We start from the raw sequence: 18,134 nt of genomic DNA on the forward strand, positions 1-18,134 counted from the left end.
CCATGTGCCAGGCGCCCGTCACTGGTCCCGCCAGAGCGGTGCCCGCTTCTCGGCGAAGGCGCGCGCGCCCTCCTGCGCGTCGGCGGAGACCATCACCGCGGCCCACACCTCCCGTTGCTCGGCGAACGCCTCCTCGTCGGTGTAGCGTACCGACGAGGCGACGATCCGCTTGGACGCGCGTACCGCGAACGGCGCGTTGGCGGCGATCCTCGCGGCAAGAGCCCGCGCCTCCTCCAGCGCGCCGCCGGGCTCACTGAGCACGTTGACCAGCCCGTACGAGTGCGCCGTCGTGGCCGGCAGCGGGTCGCCGGTGAGCACGAGTTGCATGGCCAGGTGGTACGGCAGCGCCTTCGCCACCCGCACCAGCCCGCCGCCCACGGCGATCAGGCCCCGCTTGACCTCGGGCAGCCCGAACGTGGCGTCCCTGGCGGCGACCACCAGATCGGCGGCCAGCGCCAGCTCGCAGCCCCCGGCGATCGCCCAGCCCTCGACCGCGGCGATCAGTGGCTTCGTCGGCAGGCGCTCGGTGATCCCGGCGAAGCCGCGCCCCGGCAGGGCGGGCTTCTCACCGCGCGTGAACGCCTTCAGGTCCATGCCGGAGCAGAACGTGCCGCCCGCGCCGGTCAGGATCGCGACCAGCAGATCCGGCCGGGACTCGAATGCGTCGATCGCGGCAGCGAGCGCCTTCGTCGTCTCCAGGTCCACGGCATTGCGCGCCTCGGGTCGGTTGATCGTGATGACCGCGACGCCGTCGGCGAAATCCGTCAGCACTGTGCTCATCAGTCCTCCACTGCTCATCCGGTGATCCACTGTGCTCATCGGTCATCCCTATAGGCCGACGGACTTGGCGATGATGGTCTTCATGACCTCGCTCGTGCCGCCGAAGATGCGGGTGACTCTGGCGTCGGCGTACATGCGGGCGATCGGGTACTCCAGCACGTAGCCGTACCCGCCGTGAAGTTGCAGGCATTTGTCGACGACGCGGGACTGCAGCTCGGTGCAGAACAGCTTGACCTTGGCCGCGTCAGCCGCGCTCAGCCCGCCCCCGTCGTGCTCCTCCAGCGCGCGGTCCACCAGCGCCTGACCCGCCTCCACGTCGGTCGCGCACTCGGCCAGCACGAACTTGGTGTTCTGGAAGCCGGACAGCGGCCGGCCGAAGACGCTGCGATCACGCACGTACGCCACGGTCAGCTCCACCGCGGCCACCGCGGCCGCCTGCGCGTTCACCGCGATGGACAGCCGCTCCTGCGCCAGGTTGTGGCCGAGGTAGTCGAACGCGCGGCCCTCCTCGCCCAGCAGGTTCGCCACCGGCACGGGTACGTCCTCGAAGGCCAGTTCGGCGGTGTCCTGCGCCTTGAGCCCGATCTTGGCCAGGTTGCGGCCCACGGTGAAGCCGGGCGACGCCGTCTCGACGACGAGGATGCTCAGGCCGGTACGGCGGTTGTCCGAAGGTGGGGAGGTGCGGGCGACGACGAGCACGAGGTCGGCGTTGACGGCGCCGGTGATGAAGGTCTTGGCTCCGTTGAGCACGTAGTGGTCGCCGTCGCGGACCGCGGTCGAGGCGATGCCCGCCAGGTCGGACCCGGTGCCCGGCTCGGTCATCGCGATCGCGGTCATCAGCTCGCCGCTCGCCACGCCTGGCAGCCAGCGGCGCTTCTGCTCCTCATCGGCGTAGCGCAGCAGGTACGGGGTCACGATATCGGCGTGCACCCGTACCGTGCCGAGGCCCAGCTTGGCGCGTGCCAGCTCCTCGTTCACCACGGCGTTGAACTTGAAGCTGCGCTGGCCGCCGCCCCCGTACTCCTCGGGGACCAGCATGCCGAGAATGCCCAGCTTGCCCACCTGCCGATAGAAGTCGCGGGGCGCCGCGCCGGCCTTCTCCCACTCCGGGAAGACCGGGACGACCTCACGGGTGAGGAAGTCGCGGACGATGGTCCGGAACGCCTCATGGTCTTCGTCGAAGACGGTGCGTCGCATCTGCTCCCTGCCCATACTTGCCGAACGATCGTTAAGTTAGGTCGACACTCCGGCCGCTGTCAAGATCCGGACTCCGGCCGCCTCAGCCCGTGGCGTCGCGGCACTCCACCAGGGAGAGCGACAAGTGCACGTACCGCTCCACCAGGTCGCCGACGCCGATGTCACCGGATGGCTGGTACCACTGGGCGACCGCGTTGCACATCGCCAGGATCCCCCGCTGCGCCTCGTCGGGGTACGGTGTGGCGAATACGCCGCACGCCACACCGTCGTCGATGATCTCCCGCAGCAGCTTGGACAGCGCGTCGCGCCGCTCGACGAAGCGCTCCATCCGGTCAGGCTCCAGATTGCGGATCTCCCGCAGTGCGAGCAGGCTGTCGACCTGCCGCCGCACCCGATATTCCACCGTCGCCCGCACGAAGGCGCCCAGCCGCGCCGCCGGGTCGTCCCCGGCGGTGTGCAGCGCCGTCTGGCAGCCGCGGAAGCAGTCTTCGAGCGCGTCCTCCAGCAGCGCGTGGAGCAGCTCCTGCTTGCCGTCGTGGTAGTAGTAGTAGAGGGCCGACAGGCTCAGTCCCGCCCCCTTGGCGATATCCCGGATCGAGGCGGCGTGGTAGCCGCGCTCGGCGAAGATGTCGCGGGCCGACCGCATGATCGCGGCGAGCCCGTCACCCCGGGGCACCGCCCGGGGCTGTCGATCCGCCGCATGGGCCGTGCCGCGTGTCGCCATCGTCACATCCTATTCCAGTGCTTCGAACATCTGATCATCCCCGCCATCCCGGGCGGCCCGCCGAGGAAGGGCCGGCTAGCCGGCCTTGATCTGGTACTGCTTGGCGAGGTCGGAGACCTTGAAGTCCTCGACCATCTCCATCCCGGCATAGGCGGATTTGTTGGGACGGTGGATCTGGCTCTCCCGCGAGCTCGGCTGTGCCGGGTCGGACAGGTCCAGCGCCGGGCCGAGCCCGTCCATGCTGAAGCCGGTCACCTTGGCGCGGGCCGCGAGCACCCCCTTGCGCGTCAGGTCGCCGCACGTCCCGCCGATGATCTTCGCCCACAGGTGGGTGGAGAAGTAGGAGAGCACGACCGCGCCCCCCGACTCGGGCTGTTGCGCGCCGAACTTGGCCTTCCACTTCTCGGCGAGCTTCTGCACCGCGGGCGTCTGCGCGCTGAGCAGCCCGATGCCCGAGACCCGGTAGTACTGCTTGAGCAGCGCGGGCGCCGCCGCCGTGGACAGCAGGCTCGCGGCGAACGACGCGACGTTGCCCACGACCGGCACGTCCAGCCCGGCGGCCTGAGCCTCGCTGACCACCGCAGCGGTCTGCTTGGCCGTGGAGTCCAGCAGGATCGCCTTGGCGCCGGCCGCCTTCACCGCGTTCACCTGGCTGGTGAGGTCGGCGTCGGTCGGCTTGATCTGCTGGCTCGCCAGCTTGAGCCCGAGCTGCTGGGTGGCGTACGTGCTGCCCTTGAGGCTGTTCTCGCCGATCTCGCCCTGCAGGTAGATGTGCCCAAGGGTGTCGCCCTTCTTCAGCTTGCCCTCGCGTACCAGCCAGTCGACGGCGTTGATCGCCTGAATGTCGTAGGTGGAGCCGACCACGATGAGGTGCGGGTCGCCGAGCAGCGTGGGCGCGAACGCCGTCAGGCCGACCAGCATGTCGTTGGCGGAGATCTTGTCCCGCAGCGCCCCGGTGATCGCCGAGCCGTAGACGTTGAGGAAGCCGAGCACCTGTGGCGCGACCTCGTCGTAGGCCGTGACCGCCTTCTGCACGTCGTAGGCGTGATCACGGACGACCAGCTCGATCTTCCTGCCGCACACGCCGCCCGCCGCGTTGATCTCGTCCACGGCGAACTGGCCGGCGGTGTTGCTGGTCTTGCCGGAGGTGGCGAACGCGCCGGACAGGTCCATCAGCATGCCCAGCTTGATGGTGGTGTCGGTGACGCCGGGAGTGGTGTTCTTCGAGGACGAGGTGGCCTTGCTCGAACAGCCGGTGACGGCCAGGGCGAGCGCGAGGGCGGCGGCTGAGACGACGCGTGGACGGGACCGCTTCATGGGGTTCTCCTTGCATAGGGGGGACGGCGGCGCTGGCGCAGGGTGTGCACCATCGCGCGCAGCCCGCCGGGCTGGGTGAGCATGACGACCACCACGAGCGCGCCGTAGACGAACTGCGCGGCGATCGACGCGTCGAGCCCGTCCTGGCCGGGGCCGACGACCAGGGGCAGCGCGTCCGCGTACCGGGACAGCACGATCGGCAGCGCGACCACGAACGTCGCGCCGACGATCGCGCCGGACGTCGAGCCGAGCCCGCCCAGGATGATCATCGCGAGGAAGTCGATGGACAGGCCGAGGTCGAAGTAGTCGGGGACGGCGCGCTGGAAGGCCAGCGCGGTGAGCACGCCGGCGACCCCGGCGTACATCGAGGACAGGACGAACGCGGAGGCCTTGGCGCGCTGAACCCGCACGCCCATCGCGGCGGCGCCCACCTCGTTGTCGCGCATCAGGCGGAACGCCCTGCCGGGACGGCCGCGTAGCACGTTGCGAGCCACGAGCGTCGCCACGGCCGTGACCGCCAGGAACAGGTACCACAGGCTCTCCACGGCCCCGAACGGCACGCCGAGCACGGCGAGGTCGGAGGAGTCGGAGAAGAGGAAGCCGCCCAGTGAGAACGGCGTGACCGAGCGCCCGTCGTAGCCCCCGGTGACCGGGCGCAGGTTCAGCAGCAGGTGATGGCCGAGGAAGACCAGCCCTAGCGAGGCGATCCCGAGATAGATGCCGCGCAGCCTGCCGGCGACCGGGCTGAACAGCAGGCCGCACACCCCGGCCAGCAGGGTGGCGAGCACGGCCGCGACGATCGGGGGCAGCCCCAGGCCCTTGACGTGGCCCGTGTCGCCGCCGGACAGGAACGCGTACCCGTACGTGCCGACCGCGACGAAGAACGCGTGGCCGAGCGAGAGTTGCCCCGCCGCCCCGAACAGGATCGTCAGGCCGAGCGCCCCGACCGCCGTGGCCATCGAGAACAGGCCGATACGCAGCCAGAACGCCTCCAGGTACAGGGGCAGCGCCAGCAGCACCACGACGGCGGCGGCCAGGAGGAGGGCGCCCGGCAGCCGGCGCGCCACCGCGCGGGGGGCGACGGCAGCGGTGGCGGTGGCGTCAGACACGGCTGAACTCCTTCGACCCGAACAGTCCGGACGGCCGCCACAGCAGCACGACGATCATCACGAGATAGGCCACGACGTCGCCGGCACCGAGCCCGAGAAAGGACAGCGAGTCCTGGTTCCCGGCGACGAGCACCTGGACGACCCCGACGATGAGCCCGCCCGCGATGGCCCCGCCGAGCGAGTCGAACCCGCCGATGATGGCCGCGGGGAAGGCGGCGATCGCGACGGACTCGATGCTCAGGCTGACGCCCGGACTGGGGAAGGAGGCCAGCCCGATGCCGGCCGCGGTGGCCAGCAGCCCGGCCAGCACCCAGGCGGTGGCGGAGACCCGGCGCAGGCGGATGCCCACGAGTGCCGCGCCTTCGGCGTCGGCGATGGACGCCCGCATGGCCAGGCCCCAGCCGGTCAGCGTGAGCAGCGCGGTGAGGCCGCCGATCAGCACCGGCACGGCCACGATGGTGAGCACCACCGTGAGCGGGAGCGTCAACGGGCCGAGCTTGACCACGTGGCCGTCCCACGGCGCGCCGAGCGGCAGCACGGACTCCCCGAGGCGCCGGGTCAGCTCGGCGGTCAGCACGACGTTCAGGCCGATCGTCAGGATCGCCATCGCGTGGTGGTTGCGCCGGTCGACGCGTGACAGCAGCAGCCGCTCGGTCGCCAGGCCCAGCAGGCCCGCGACGGCCAGGCCGAGCAGCGCCGCCGCGCCGAACCCGATGCTCGGCTGGGCGGAGGCGACCACGTACACGCCGAGCAGCAGGAACGACGCGTGCGCGAAGTTGACCACTCGGGTGGCCTTGAAGACGATGACGAATCCGAGCGTGATGAGCGCGTACAGCAGGCCCAGGGACACGCCGTTGACGAGCAGTTCCAGCAGGCGGGTCATTGTGGCGTCCTCTCCGCCTGGGGGGTGGCTTCGGGCCGGTCGGGTGCGCCGAGGTAAGCGCTGACCACGATCGGGTCGCGGCGCACCTCGGCGGGCAGTCCCTCGGCGACGACCCGGCCGAAGTCGAGGACCGTGATCCGGTCGGCGATCGACATGACCACGCCCATGTCGTGCTCGACGAAGACGACGGTGAGGTCGAGGGCCTTGCGCGCCGTGAGGACGAGCTGTCCCAGCTCCCAGCTCTCCGCGGCGTTCAGTCCCGCGACCGGTTCGTCGAGGATGAGCAGACGCGGCTCCAGGCACAGCGCCCTGGCGAACTCCAGGCGCTTGAGATCGCCGTACGCCAGCAGCCCGGCGGTGCTGTCCAGCCGCGCCGAGAGACCGACGAAGTGGGCGATCTCCCGTACCCGCTCCTCGTGGCGGCGCTGTTCGCGGCGGCCCAGCCACAACGCGGTCGCCACCAGCCCCGCGCTGGTCAGCCGATGCCGTCCGACCATCAGGTTGTCCAGCACCGACTCCTGCGGCGAGACCACGATGTTCTGGAAGGTCCTGCCGACCCCCAGCGCCGCGATCCGGTCGGTCCGCAGCCGGGTCACCTCGTGCTCGTCGAGCAGGATGCGCCCGCCGGTCACGGGATAGATGCCGCACAGCGTGTTGAGCAACGACGACTTGCCTGCCCCGTTGGGGCCGATGACCGCGTGCACCGTACCCGGCTCGACGGTGAAGCAGACCTCGTCCAGCGCCAGCAGGCCGCTGAAGGCCAGGCTCACCTCCTCCACCGCCAGGCGGGGCGGGCTCATGCCGTCCACCTGTCCAGCTCGGGCACGGGCCTGGCCTCCCCCGGACGCGGGCCGCTCTCTTCGCCGAGGTACAGGCGGCGCACCTCGTCGCTGCGCGCCAGCTCGTCGGCGGGTCCGCTCAGCACGACCCGGCCCAGTTCCAGCACGTACGCCCGATGCGCGACGGACAGCGCCATGGCCGCGTTCTGCTCCACCAGCAGCACGGGTACGCCCTCGCGGCTGATGTCGCGCACGGTCTCGCCGATCTGCTTGACCAGCATCGGCGCCAGGCCGAGCGACGGCTCATCGAGCAGCAGCAGCTTCGGCCGGGCCATCAGCGCGCGGGCGATGGCCAGCATCTGCTGCTCTCCGCCGGACAGCGTCCCGGCGCGCTGTTTACGCCGCTCGGCCAGCCGGGGGAACATCTCGAACAGCTGACGCCGGGTACGCGCCCGAGCCTCGCGCGAGCGGACGGTGATGCCGCCCGCGTCCAGGTTCTCGTCCACGGTGAGAGCGCCGAACACGTGCCGTCCCTCGGGTACCTGCACCAACCCCTGGGCCACGACGGAGGCCGGGTTGGCCCCGGCGACCTCCTGCCCGAGAAACCGGATCGACCCCGCGGTGACGGATCCTCCGTGCAACGGCAGCGTGCCCGAGACGGCACGCATGAGGGAGGTCTTGCCCGCGCCGTTGGCTCCGAGCAGCGCGACCACGCCTGCCTCGGCCACTTCGAGACTCACTCCGTGATGGACCGGCTCGCGTGCGCCGTAGCGGACAACGAGCCCTTCGATGTCGAGCATCCGGCCTCCTCGATGTGCCGAGCAATGCATCGATCGTTCGTTAAGTAGGGGCTATCGATCGTTCGTTAAGTACGCGTAATATAGGTGGCCGCTGAGACAAGCGTCAACAGTTGCCGGAGCGGTTCTCACCGGAGCTCCAGCCCGGTGGTGCGGGTTCGCCAAGGCCCGGCACCCACTCAGACCAGGAGGTTTGCCATGCGCATCGGCACGACCCTCGCCTACAGCGGCGGCTTCAAGCAGACGGCCGTCGGCCTGAGCGATCTGGAGGCCGCCGGAGTCGAGATCGCCTTCGTGGCGGAGGCGTACTCCTTCGACGCCGTGAGCCAGCTCGGATACCTGGCCTCGGTCACCGACCGGATGCACCTGGCTTCGGCGATCCTGCCGATCTACACCCGTACGCCGTCGCTCCTGGCGATGACCGCGGCCGGGCTGGACTACGTGTCGGACGGCCGGTTCACCCTCGGCATCGGTGCGTCCGGGCCGCAGGTGGTCGAGGGCTTTCACGGGGTGCCGTACGACGCGCCGATCGCCCGTACCCGCGAGATCGTGGAGATCTGCCGCAAGGTGTGGAGACGCGAGGAGGTCGTCCACGACGGCGCCCACTACGAGCTCCCGCTGCCGGCCGAGCGCGGGACCGGCCTGGGCAAGCCGCTGAAGATCATCAACCACCCGGTACGGGAGCGCGTCCCGATCATGCTGGCCGCCATCGGGCCCAAGAACGTCCAGCTCGCCGCCGAGATCGCCGAGGGCTGGCTACCGATCTTCGTACACCCGGCCAAGCTGCGCGAGGTGTGGGGAGCATCGCTCGACGCCGGGCAGGCGCTCCGCGACCCGAGTCTGGGCCCGCTGGACATCGTCGTCACCATGAACCTGGCCATCGGCGCCGATGTCGACCACCTGCTCGACCGGGGCCGCAAGGCTCTCGCGCTCTACATCGGCGGGATGGGCGCCCGCGGCAAGAACTTCTACAACAACCTGGCCCGCCGGTACGGCTACGAGCGCGAGGCCGAGCTGATCCAGGACCTCTACCTGTCGGGTCGTAAGCAGGAGGCCGAGGCTGCGGTGCCCGAGGACCTGCTGCGCGCCACGTCCCTCGTCGGGCCGAAGGAGTACGTGGCCGAACGGGTCGCCGAGCTGGCCGAATGCGGCATCACCACGGTCAGCGTCAAGCCCCTGGCGGACACGGCCGCCGAGCGGGTCGCCGCGGTCGAACAGCTCCGCGATCTCATGCCCTGATCTGCGCGGATGGCGGTAAAGGTGCCTCGTCCGCAAGGCCGGTGTCCGACCTGGAACGCTCATGAGCAACTGATTGCCTGCCCGCTTGGATGGGGTCTTGACCGTCGGCGGCTTGTTACGTACGTTCCCGGCGGCGCTGATCAACCAGGATCCGCCGGAGCACACCCGATACCGGCGCATCATGCACGGCACGTTCACCCCCAGCCACATCGAACGCTGGCGGCCCCGCGTGGCGGCCATCGCCGGCGAGTTGATCGACGCGGTCGGTGATGAGTTCGATATGGTCGCGGACTTCGCGCTGCCGCTGCCCGCTCGGGTGATCTGCGAGCTGCTCGGGGTGCCGATGGACCGTTTCGAGCAGGTACGCGGCTGGACGGAGATGTTTCTGTCCGCCTCGGACGCGAGCGCCGACGCCCGGGCGCAGGGATTCGCCGCGTTCACGGCGTACGCGCGGGAGCTGATCGAGCGGCACCGGACCGAGCCCGGCGAGGACCTGATCGACTTGCTCATCGCGGCACGCGACGAAGGCGATGGGCTCAGCGAGGACGAGCTGACCAACATGGTGTTCACGCTGATCATGGCCGGGCACGAGACGACCGCCTCAATGATCGTCCGAGGCACCCTCCGCCTGCTCTGCCACGCCGACCAGTACGCCGAACTCGCTGCCCATCCCGAACTGGTCGAGCCCGCGGTGGAGGAGATCCTGCGCCATGAGGGACCCGGCTCCAACGGCATGCTCCGGCGGATCACTGAGGACGTCGAGGTGTCCGGCGGGACCATCCCGGCCGGCACGGTCGTGCTGCCCAACCTTTGGGCCGCCGACCACGACCCGTCGGTGTTCCAGGACCCGCTGCGGTTCGACGTGAAGAGGTTCACCGGTGCCCCGTCCACCCCGCACCTGGCATTCGGCCACGGCCCCCACTACTGCTTAGGCGCGAACCTGGCGAGGATGGAACTGCAGGAGGCGTTCCACGCCTTGGTGACGCGCCTGCCAGGACTGCACGCGCAGGAGGACCTGTCGGCCGTGGTGTGGAGCGACGGGTTCGTCTACTGGCCACGCCGACTGCTGGTCAAAGCAGGCTGAGCCGGAACATGCGACCGCATCGCCGGCGCCGCCTCGGGGAGAGCTGCCAGCCAGGTCCGGCCGCGTTTATATGCGTTCCATGCTTGTGCCGTCATGTAGGCCAGACCAGGGCATTTAGCGGGCACTTCTCGCGCGGCCCGGAAGACGCTACGCTGATCACGATGAATACCTCCAACATCAGATTGGGGGCCCCGTTCACGCAAGGTGAGTGCTGATGCCGCACTCGACCTCGAACGAGGATCCCCGCACAACCCTCTGGCTGCGCGTCCGCGAGTTCGCCGTGCCGCCCTCCATGATCGAGTCAGCGACCGCCCGCCGTACCACCGGAGACTGGGCGGCGGCGTGCGCGGCAGCACACGTGGACGTCGATCTCAATCTGCGCCGCATAGCGCGCCTCCACGGCCGGGAACTGGCCGCCCGCCTCCGCAGCGACCTCCGTCACCTGGCCCCTGACCTGCTGCGCTGGCACATGCCCAGGATCGCTCCCGACGGCCTGATACGTCCGGGCCTGACCCTCTCGCTGGCCCGGTACCACGAGAGCGACAACCCGGTTCACCTCGTGGCCAGGACCCCGCCGGCCTGGGCGGATGCCGGTCAGCGGATCAGCCTGGCGCTGTGGGACGGTTCGCGGTCCGGACCGCATCCGCACCCCCATCCGAATCGGCGCTTCCGCCTCGATCTGCATCGCCACCTATGGGATGCGCGCAGGGCCGGTGAGCTGCGTGTACGTTCCGAAACGGCGCCGCACGCACGGGGCTGGGCCGTCGATCGGTGGCCGGCCGAGGCCCGGTTGCTGCTCCGTGCCGAGGGGCAGGACGGGGGTACGGTCGCCGTCCGGGTCGGCGGGCGGCGTCAGATGATTCTCGATGTGGACGCGTCCCGGACCGGTAGGGATGTGGACGCGTCCAGGGCCGGCGACGAAGGACCCGCGCCGCCGCCGATCTTGCCTGACGCGGCGACCTGGGTGCTGCCCGACCTGGCGCTGCTGCGTGCCGGGCTGATCGAGGCCGGCAGGCTGCACCCGCTCGTCGCGGCGGCGCTTGTCCCCGGCCATTCGCCGGACACCAAGCCATACGGTCACCGGAGCGAGAACGGGCCGCGCATGATCGAGTGCCGCGGCGCCCAGCACAGGGTCGCGCTGGTGAACGGCGTGCTGGTCGCCCTGGATCACGACGCGACCGAGATCCGGCGCGAGAAACTGCTGGCCGAGTTGACCGGCACCCCGTTGCCCTGCTTGCGGCTGATCGAGGAGGCTCACCGCGCCCCGGAGTGCCTCCTCGACGTCCGTACGCGGCTGGAGCACGGCGACGCCGCCGGTGCGCAGGCCACCGTCGACGGTCTCCTCGGACCTGGTACGCGGCTGCCCGAGGGCGCGCTGCGCGACGTGCTGGAGCAGGCGGCGCGGCGGCGGATCGACCAAGGGCTGTTCCGCGCCGGGCTCGCGTCGGGGCCGGGACCGGCCGAGCGACCGCACCGTCGCTCCCGCAAGGGCCGGGCACGCCCGCGCCACGCCACCTTCCGCTGACGCTTTCCTAGACATCCAAGGTGATACATCATGCTTTCGTCTGTTCACGCCTCGCGCCTCGAAGTCGCCGGCGAGCTGCTGTCCCTGCTCCGCGACACCACCACCGAGCCACGTACCGACACGCAACTGGAGGCCTTGACCCTGGCCGTGGCGGCCGACCTGCCCGTCCTGCTGTGGGGGGAGCCGGGGATCGGCAAGACCGCGGCGCTGCGGCAACTCGCCGAGACGCTCGGCCTGCCCCTCACGACGGTGATCGCCAGCGTGCACGAGCCGTCCGACTTCTCCGGTCTGCCGGTGGTCGGTGACGACCCCGCCGTGCAGGGCGTCCCGATGGCGCCGCCGGATTGGGCCGTACGTCTGGCTCACGCGGGCCGGGGGCTGCTCTTCCTGGACGAGCTGTCCACGGCACCGCCCGCCGTACAGGCCGCCCTGCTCCGCCTGGTTCTGGAACGGCGGGTCGGGGCCCTGCGGCTTCCGGCGGGTGTCCGGATCGTGGCGGCCGCCAACCCGCGTTCCTCTGCCGCCGACGGCTGGGAGCTGAGCCCGCCGCTCGCGAACCGGTTCGTCCACCTGCAGTGGCGTCACGATCACGACGTCGTCGTACGCGGCCTCGGCGGGACCTGGCCGCGCGCGAGCCTGCCGTGGCTCGACCCGGCGCGGCTGTCCGAGGCGGTGACGTTCGCCCGGCGGGCGGTGTGCGGGCTCCTCACCGCCCGCCCCGATCTCGTGCACCGGCTGCCGAACAACGAGGCGCACCGGGGTGGCCCGTGGCCCTCCCCCCGCAGCTGGGAGATGGCGTTGTGCCTGACCGCCTTCGCCGGCGCGGCCAAGGCGTCCAAGGACGTGCTGTCCCTGCTGGTCAGGGGCACGGTGGGAGACGGGCCCGGGCTGGAGCTGCTTGCCGCCATGGATCGGATGGACCTGCCCGACCCCGAGGCGCTGCTGGCCGACCCGGCGACGGCCGAGCTGCCCCAGCGAGGTGACCTGCGCCAGGCCGTACTTGACGGGGTGGTCGCGGCGGTGCGGAAGCGGCCGGACAAGGGCCGGTGGGAGGCGGCATGGGAACTGCTGGTGCGAGCGCTGGAGACCGGCGCCCCGGACCTGGTGGTCGTGCCCGCCTCGACGCTCGCCGCGCTGCGCCGCGCGGACTGGACGGTTCCGGCCTCGATCGAAAGGCTCGCCGGGGTGGTCTCCTTGAGCAGGAAGGCGGATGAGGTCGCGGCGCGGGTGTCGGGCTGATGGACCTGGACAAGCTCTTCACCGCCCGGTTGTACGCCGCGCGCGCCCGGCCTTATCTGGCGACGGCGCTGTTCGCGCTGCAGCCGGTGGAGTCGCGGTTCGTGCCCACGATGGCCGTGGATCGGCACTGGCGGTGTTACGTCTCACCGGCGTTCGTCACGCGGACCCCCGTGGAGGAGCTGGCGAGCGTGTGGGTGCACGAGGTCTCCCACCTGCTGCGCGACCATCACGGCCGCAGCGACCGGGTCGCCCGGCAGCGGGAGCTGACGGGACGGGGAGAGCGGCTGCGAATGAACATCGCCGCGGACCTCGAGATCAACGACGACGTGTTCGGTGACGGGCTGGCCCGGCCCGAGGGCGCCGTCCAGCCGAAGACGCTGGGTCTGCCGGAAGGCGAGCTCATGGAGGACTATCTCCGCCAGTTCCGACTTGGGCCGTACACGCAGAGTCTGGTCTGGCTGGACTGCGGCAGCGGCGCCGACGGACTCGAGCGGGAGTGGGATCTCGGGCCGGAGGGCGCGAACGGGCTCAGCGACCACGAGCGGGAGGGGGTCCGGTTCCGGGTGGCGCAGGGCATCAACGCCCATCCGGGGAACGTGCCCAAGGGCTGGCGGCGGTGGGCGGAGGAGGCCTTCCACCCGCCGCAGCCGTGGCGGGACCTGCTCGGCACGGCCATCCGCTCGGCGGTGTCCGGGCCCGGCGTGGGCGAGGACTACACCTACGGCAGGCCACCGCGGCGCTCGGCCGGCCTGCCCGGCGTCATCCTGCCGAGCCTGCGGCGCAGGCCCCCGAGGATCAGCGTGGTCGTCGACACCTCGGCATCGGTCAGCGACGCCGAACTGGGGAGCGCGTTGCTGGAGGTCGCCGCGATCGTCCGCGCCGTGGGCGGCCGGCGCGACCTGGTCAGCGTGCTGTCCTGCGACGCGGCGGCCCGGGTCGCGCAACCGCTGTGCCGGGCCGAGGGGATGACGCTGGTGGGCGGCGGCGGCACGGACCTGCGTGCGGGCATCGCCAAGGCGCTGCGGGCAGGCCCGCGGCCGGACGTCATCGTGGTCCTGACCGACGGGCAGACCCCTTGGCCGCAGGAGCGGCCGGCGTCCCGCATAGTGGTGGGGCTGTTCTCCAGGACCAAGCGGTCGTACGAGGGCGATCCCGACTACGTGCCCGACACGCCGCCCTCATGGGCACGGGTGGTCGACATAGGCTAGGCAGGTCGGCGTTGGCGGTCGTACGCTCCGGCGGTCGCCTGCGTCCCGAAACCCGCAGCGTCTCCGGCATCGAGACGAAGCGATGACCGGCGACCCTGGGGACGGCACGGCGGCCCCGATGCTGAGAGGACGAAAGCATCTCGTCCGGCCGTCAGGAGATCGAGTTCCGGCGGGTGGGCCACGACCTCGTTGAGATCGTCATCGACGGCGTTCCGTTGCTCGACCTCGTGCGGGAGGCGGAGCTCCCGTACGCGCGGTCCGAGCAGCTCGAACGAACCGAGGAGTTCGCACCCGAGCCCGCCCCACTGCTCGCGGGAGGCCCGGGACACCGACGACCCTTCTCGGGCGCCGCCGAGGTCCTCCCGGAGGCGATGAACCCACTCCGCGGGGAAGACCTGCTCAAGTCGCTCTCTGCTGATCTCCAGGATTCCTCCTTACGCCAGGGGAAGAAGGGCGCCGTCCTGGACGGCCTTGTGATCCTCAGGCGCCGGACAGATCGGCACGGCGAGGATCTGGCATGTCCGTTGAAGCTCCTCGACTCTGGTCGCGTGGATCTGCCGCCCCCTCTGACCTAGCAGGTGGTGCCGACCACCTCGTAGTAGTTCGGTCCCGTCTGCCGCAAGGTCGTCGTCACGAACGTGTTCCACAGGCCCATCGCCTGGTCGGAGCCGTTGGCGTACGCGTAGCCGCCGGACTGGTGGGCCCGGCCCGCCTGGGTGTGCGCGTAGTTGGTGGCGGTGAAGCAGGGCTGCGGCGACGGGGTGGGGGTGGGTGTCGGCGTGGGGGTCGGTGGTGATCCCGTGTCGAGGCCGAAGAAGCGGGTGTCGTAGTAGGCCGAGCAGATGGTGTCGAGGAAATAGGCGCCCGCCGTGCCGCACTGCTCCGCAGCGCCGCCCGGATCGACCGGCGTGCCGTGGCCCATCCCGGCGATCCGGTAGAAGCGGACCTCACCGCCGCGGTACGTCTCCATCGTGGTGCCGCCCGGCAGGGGCCGTTGAGGCGGGAGTCTGCGACAGGCCGAGTACGTCGGTGAACTGGTCCCTGAGTTCGACGCCGTTGGCCTTGTTGACCACGTAGTCGGCCTGGCCGTGCCAGATCGAGACTCTCGGCCGCGGCCCGGTGTAGCCGGGGTACGCGCCGCGCACCAGAGCTCCCCAGTCCTTGGGGGTCTTGGTGACCGGGCCGTTCATGCAGGTGCTGGTCGAGGCGGGTGGGGAGCAGCGGTACGGCAGCCCCGCGACGATGGAGGCCGCGTCGAACAGCTCCGGGTACGCCGCGACCATGACCGCGGTCATCGCGCCGCCCGCGGACAGGCCGGTGATGGAGATGCGATCGGGGTCGAGCTGGTAGGTGGTCGTCGCGTACGACACCATCTGGGCGATGGACAGCGCCTCGCCCTGGCCGCGGCCGATGTCGCCTTCCTGGAACCATTGGAAACAGTTCGACGGCGGGGTGGTGGCCTCGGGGAAGATCAGCGCGAAGCCGTACAGGTCGGCGAACTTCCGCCAGCCGGAGTTGGTGTAGTAGGCGTCGGCGCTCTGCGTACACCCATGCAGGGCGACGACGGCGGGGGAGCCCGCGGGCAGGCCGTCGGGGCGGTAGACCCACACGTTGGACGTCGCCGCGGCCGGGCGGTCAGCGGTCGGCCGGTGGGTTCCAGTGGGCGATGCGGACCTCGCGCAGCCAGGCTTCGACCGTGGCGGCGTCGGGCTCGGCGGGCAGCGGCGTGCGGGCGGTGTCGAACGCCTTCTCCGTGGCCGCCAGGAGGTCGTGGGCCTCCTGGGTGCTGCCTTCCGCGACCCTTTCGCCGAAGGCGTGGATCGCCTCGGGGTCGGGGAGCCGGATCGGCAGGTGGCCGGTCTCGTACAGCTCGCGCCCCTGGTGCACGAGGCGGGCGAGGTGGCGGGCGTGCTTGCTGGTCCGCTTGCGGGTGTCGGCCGAGAACGAGCCGTCGCCGCGCCGGTCGAGGCGCTGGAACTGCTGTGTGGCGTACCCGAGATAGGCGTTGCGGACCCGCGGGCCGGACAGGAACGCGGTCCGGATGGCGATCAGCTGGTCACCGAGCGGGGTTCGGGTTTCGTACAGGTCGTCCGGCAGCCACACCAGCTCCATCACGGTCGGATTGCCACTCAGCGCGAGAGAGCACCACTTGCCCACCTCGTGGAGGGTCCGGTCGGGGTTCGTGTGGACGATGCTGTCCTTGGGCCGGGACAGGCCGACCCTGGCCAGCGTGGGGGTGGCGAAGATACCAAGCCGGTCGACGTCGGAGTCAGGCCCGGCCAAACCGTAGGCGGTGGAGCCGACGACGCCGGCCAGCAGCACGGTGCCGGGGATGTTGGTCACGGGGGGTCCTTCAGGGGGTGGTGATCGGGCAGCGGTGGTCCCGTGCCGTGCGGTCAGTGGGGGACAGGTCCGTCGAAGTGGATGCCTTCCAGGAGGTCGGCGGTCGGCCGGTCCAGGACGTGCGCGCCGGTAGCCGGGCTGGTGCGGCCGGCCCGGACCCGCCCCAGCAGCGCCTCCCAGCGGCGATGGTGCAGCGCGAACGTTCGCCTCGCCACGACCCGCCCCCTGGCCTGCTGGCCGGCCAGCGCGTCCGCTGGAGGGGCGTCGAGCAGCAGCAGGTGGAACGGGACCGCCGACCGGCGCGCCAGCCAGGCGAACCCGTGCAGCACGGCGGATCCGCAGCCGCGATTGTGCGCGATCACCGCGGTCCCGCCCCGCAACGCCCGGCCGATGCGCCACACATGCGTCGTGAACACCACCGCGGTACGCACCGGCTTGGGCGCCCAGCCCAGACTCGTGCTCCACCGCAGGCGTGACTGCGCCGAGTCGATCACCACCACTCCGCCCGCCACGACCGGCCGGCTCTCCGTGCCGTCCAGGGCGTACAGGCGGCGCAGCAGCGTGGTCTTGCCCGCACCGGGCAGGCCGGTCAGGATCACCAGGGAGCCGGCCGGGTAGCGCAGCGTCCCAGCGGCCTCCGAGGCCGCCGGCACCGAGATTGTCAAAACCCTCACCCTCACCCCGATAGGACGGATACCCGCTTGGTCACATTTTGCTGCACGTCAGGCGACAAGAGTGCCGTATCAGCCTCCTTATCCGCAGATGCGGGTGGATGGCGTCATCCGGGAGAAGGCCCCTGGGCGGGGGCTGAGAATCGAGGGGCGGCGGTCCAGCGGCGCCGCCTACAGTGCTTCGGCATCGACCGGGTCGGCCGCCCGGGACGGCGCCCCGGACTGCGCCACCACCTGGACCGGGCACGACTACAACAAGTGGGTCAAGGTCCGCAACGACTGCGGGCACACCATCCGCGTCAAGATCGTCATCCAGTACAACTTCGACAGTGAATGCAAGGTGCTCAAGCCGCACAAGACCTTCTTCTTCCGGCACGGCTGGGGCTCCTACCTCGACGAGGTCAGGGCCTGCTGACCTGGCGCGCAACCGAATGCCTGCACGACAGGCAGACGGCGCCCGCCGCCCGCCGCCGGGGGTGTGTCCCGCTGACGGCTCGCGACCGCCTCGCTCCATCAGAAGCTCGGGCTCGGTCTGGTCCCGTTGTCGCGGGACCAGACCCGCGAGCCCAGAGAATCCGAGTCCGGTCATTCGCCTCCGGGGCCGGCGGCGCCGTCTTGGCGCATGGGGGTGTTCGGGAAGCCGCGCGGGGTCGGCGGTGCGCCTACTTGACGCTCAAACACGGGAACGCCAGTTCCGCCACGCCCGCCTTCAGGACCGCCTCGCGACCCGCAGCTCCTGAAGTCTGACCACGCACTGTCACCACCGCATTTCACGCCGGCGCCCGAATTCCGGTACGCGAAGGTGCCTTCCACTCTGTCTCAGCGGCGACCCCAGCAAGTCGCCGCCAAACAGGGTGGAAGGCACCCTTTTCTCGCGCTATCTCATTTTTCGCCGAGTAAAATCAGGACCGTTGCCAACCTTCAGGAAGAGGCGCCTGCTTCGCGGAGGGGGCCGCGTCGTAAAGGATGAAGAGCGCCCAGTCCCGCCCGTTGGTCGCACAGGCCGAATGGTCCCAGGTCCACCAGCCCTGACTGGCGCCCCATCTGCGCTGGGCCTCGCAGGTCCCCTCGTCCGGATAGAAATTGAAGATGTACCAGACTCCCGCCATGGCGTTCGCCTGCGTGGCGGACGGTGCGCTGTTCGCCCACGTGGGCGCGGCCAGCGTCATGCCGCCGGCGGCGAGTGCGGCCGTGATCGCGAGCGTTGCCGCGGCTTTCTTGATTGTTCGCACTGTTGTC

General features: G+C 70.7%; 20 protein-coding genes. 7 read left to right on the plus strand and 13 right to left on the minus strand.

Annotation, left to right across the window (positions count from 1 at the left end):
• Nucleotides 1-18: 18 nt before the first annotated feature.
• From LDL49_RS34925 to LDL49_RS34960, 8 genes are all read right to left on the minus strand, one after another.
• A complete protein-coding gene (locus tag LDL49_RS34925) occupies nt 19-783 on the minus strand; it encodes a crotonase/enoyl-CoA hydratase family protein (RefSeq protein WP_372470504.1) in 765 nt (254 codons plus the stop codon).
• Nucleotides 784-828: 45 nt separating this feature from the next.
• Entirely contained in the window at nt 829-1,977 is a 1,149-nt protein-coding gene (locus LDL49_RS34930) for an acyl-CoA dehydrogenase family protein (protein ID WP_225297609.1), read from the minus strand.
• 82 nt (nt 1,978-2,059) lie between these two features.
• Nucleotides 2,060-2,701, minus strand: a complete 642-nt coding sequence (locus tag LDL49_RS34935; protein ID WP_225297611.1) for a TetR/AcrR family transcriptional regulator — start codon at nt 2,699-2,701, stop codon at nt 2,060-2,062.
• 75 nt (nt 2,702-2,776) lie between these two features.
• On the minus strand, nt 2,777-4,018 hold the full coding sequence (locus LDL49_RS34940; protein ID WP_225297613.1) for an ABC transporter substrate-binding protein: 1,242 nt from the start codon (nt 4,016-4,018) through the stop codon (nt 2,777-2,779).
• Complete coding sequence (locus tag LDL49_RS34945) at nt 4,015-5,127, minus strand: branched-chain amino acid ABC transporter permease (protein ID WP_225297615.1); 1,113 nt, start codon at nt 5,125-5,127, stop codon at nt 4,015-4,017. Before LDL49_RS34945 ends, LDL49_RS34940 begins: the two co-directional genes overlap by 4 nt.
• Complete coding sequence (locus tag LDL49_RS34950; RefSeq protein WP_225297617.1) at nt 5,120-6,010, minus strand: branched-chain amino acid ABC transporter permease; 891 nt, start codon at nt 6,008-6,010, stop codon at nt 5,120-5,122. Before LDL49_RS34950 ends, LDL49_RS34945 begins: the two co-directional genes overlap by 8 nt.
• Nucleotides 6,007-6,810: an ABC transporter ATP-binding protein gene (locus LDL49_RS34955; protein ID WP_225297619.1), complete on the minus strand. Its 804-nt coding sequence runs from the start codon at nt 6,808-6,810 to the stop codon at nt 6,007-6,009. Before LDL49_RS34955 ends, LDL49_RS34950 begins: the two co-directional genes overlap by 4 nt.
• Nucleotides 6,807-7,589: an ABC transporter ATP-binding protein gene (locus LDL49_RS34960; protein ID WP_225297621.1), complete on the minus strand. Its 783-nt coding sequence runs from the start codon at nt 7,587-7,589 to the stop codon at nt 6,807-6,809. Before LDL49_RS34960 ends, LDL49_RS34955 begins: the two co-directional genes overlap by 4 nt.
• A 195-nt stretch (nt 7,590-7,784) precedes the next feature.
• On the opposite strand from LDL49_RS34960, the gene LDL49_RS34965 reads away from it, so the two are divergent.
• The 6 genes from LDL49_RS34965 to LDL49_RS34990 all read left to right on the plus strand — a co-directional run bounded on the left by LDL49_RS34965 (nt 7,785) and on the right by LDL49_RS34990 (nt 14,456).
• The gene (locus LDL49_RS34965; protein ID WP_225297623.1) at nt 7,785-8,825 is read left to right on the plus strand and encodes an LLM class F420-dependent oxidoreductase; all 1,041 of its coding nucleotides are present in this window, start codon (nt 7,785-7,787) and stop codon (nt 8,823-8,825) included.
• Between the two features lie 112 nt (nt 8,826-8,937).
• Nucleotides 8,938-9,909, plus strand: a complete 972-nt coding sequence (locus LDL49_RS34970) for a cytochrome P450 (protein WP_225297625.1) — start codon at nt 8,938-8,940, stop codon at nt 9,907-9,909.
• Nucleotides 9,910-10,123: 214 nt separating this feature from the next.
• Complete coding sequence (locus LDL49_RS34975) at nt 10,124-11,434, plus strand: hypothetical protein (RefSeq protein ID WP_225297627.1); 1,311 nt, start codon at nt 10,124-10,126, stop codon at nt 11,432-11,434.
• A gap of 30 nt (nt 11,435-11,464) precedes the next feature.
• The gene (locus tag LDL49_RS34980; RefSeq protein WP_225297629.1) at nt 11,465-12,673 is read left to right on the plus strand and encodes an AAA family ATPase; all 1,209 of its coding nucleotides are present in this window, start codon (nt 11,465-11,467) and stop codon (nt 12,671-12,673) included.
• Complete coding sequence (locus LDL49_RS34985; RefSeq protein ID WP_225297631.1) at nt 12,673-13,881, plus strand: vWA domain-containing protein; 1,209 nt, start codon at nt 12,673-12,675, stop codon at nt 13,879-13,881. The genes LDL49_RS34980 and LDL49_RS34985 overlap by 1 nt, the downstream gene beginning before the upstream one ends.
• A gap of 173 nt (nt 13,882-14,054) precedes the next feature.
• The gene (locus LDL49_RS34990; RefSeq protein WP_225297633.1) at nt 14,055-14,456 is read left to right on the plus strand and encodes a hypothetical protein; all 402 of its coding nucleotides are present in this window, start codon (nt 14,055-14,057) and stop codon (nt 14,454-14,456) included.
• Here LDL49_RS34990 and LDL49_RS34995 read toward each other — a convergent pair.
• Genes LDL49_RS34995 through LDL49_RS35010 form a run of 4 tightly spaced genes read right to left on the minus strand, consistent with a single transcriptional unit; the run spans nt 14,453 to nt 16,889 of the window.
• Complete coding sequence (locus LDL49_RS34995; protein WP_225297635.1) at nt 14,453-14,851, minus strand: hypothetical protein; 399 nt, start codon at nt 14,849-14,851, stop codon at nt 14,453-14,455. The genes LDL49_RS34990 and LDL49_RS34995 overlap by 4 nt on opposite strands.
• Complete coding sequence (locus LDL49_RS35000; RefSeq protein WP_225297637.1) at nt 14,829-15,491, minus strand: extracellular catalytic domain type 1 short-chain-length polyhydroxyalkanoate depolymerase; 663 nt, start codon at nt 15,489-15,491, stop codon at nt 14,829-14,831. Before LDL49_RS35000 ends, LDL49_RS34995 begins: the two co-directional genes overlap by 23 nt.
• A 25-nt stretch (nt 15,492-15,516) precedes the next feature.
• Complete coding sequence (locus LDL49_RS35005; protein WP_225297639.1) at nt 15,517-16,224, minus strand: nucleotidyltransferase domain-containing protein; 708 nt, start codon at nt 16,222-16,224, stop codon at nt 15,517-15,519.
• A 53-nt stretch (nt 16,225-16,277) separates the two neighbouring features.
• Complete coding sequence (locus LDL49_RS35010; RefSeq protein ID WP_225297640.1) at nt 16,278-16,889, minus strand: AAA family ATPase; 612 nt, start codon at nt 16,887-16,889, stop codon at nt 16,278-16,280.
• A 97-nt stretch (nt 16,890-16,986) separates the two neighbouring features.
• Here LDL49_RS35010 and LDL49_RS35015 point away from each other — a divergent pair, with 97 nt between their 5' ends.
• Nucleotides 16,987-17,310, plus strand: a complete 324-nt coding sequence (locus LDL49_RS35015) for an alpha-amylase inhibitor (RefSeq protein ID WP_225297642.1) — start codon at nt 16,987-16,989, stop codon at nt 17,308-17,310.
• 487 nt (nt 17,311-17,797) lie between these two features.
• On the opposite strand, the gene LDL49_RS35020 is transcribed toward LDL49_RS35015, so the two are convergent.
• On the minus strand, nt 17,798-18,127 hold the full coding sequence (locus LDL49_RS35020; RefSeq protein WP_225297644.1) for a hypothetical protein: 330 nt from the start codon (nt 18,125-18,127) through the stop codon (nt 17,798-17,800).
• Between the last annotated feature and the right edge of the window lie 7 nt (nt 18,128-18,134).

The sequence above is a fragment of the Nonomuraea aurantiaca genome (assembly GCF_020215705.1).
Lineage (GTDB): Bacteria > Actinomycetota > Actinomycetes > Streptosporangiales > Streptosporangiaceae > Nonomuraea > Nonomuraea aurantiaca.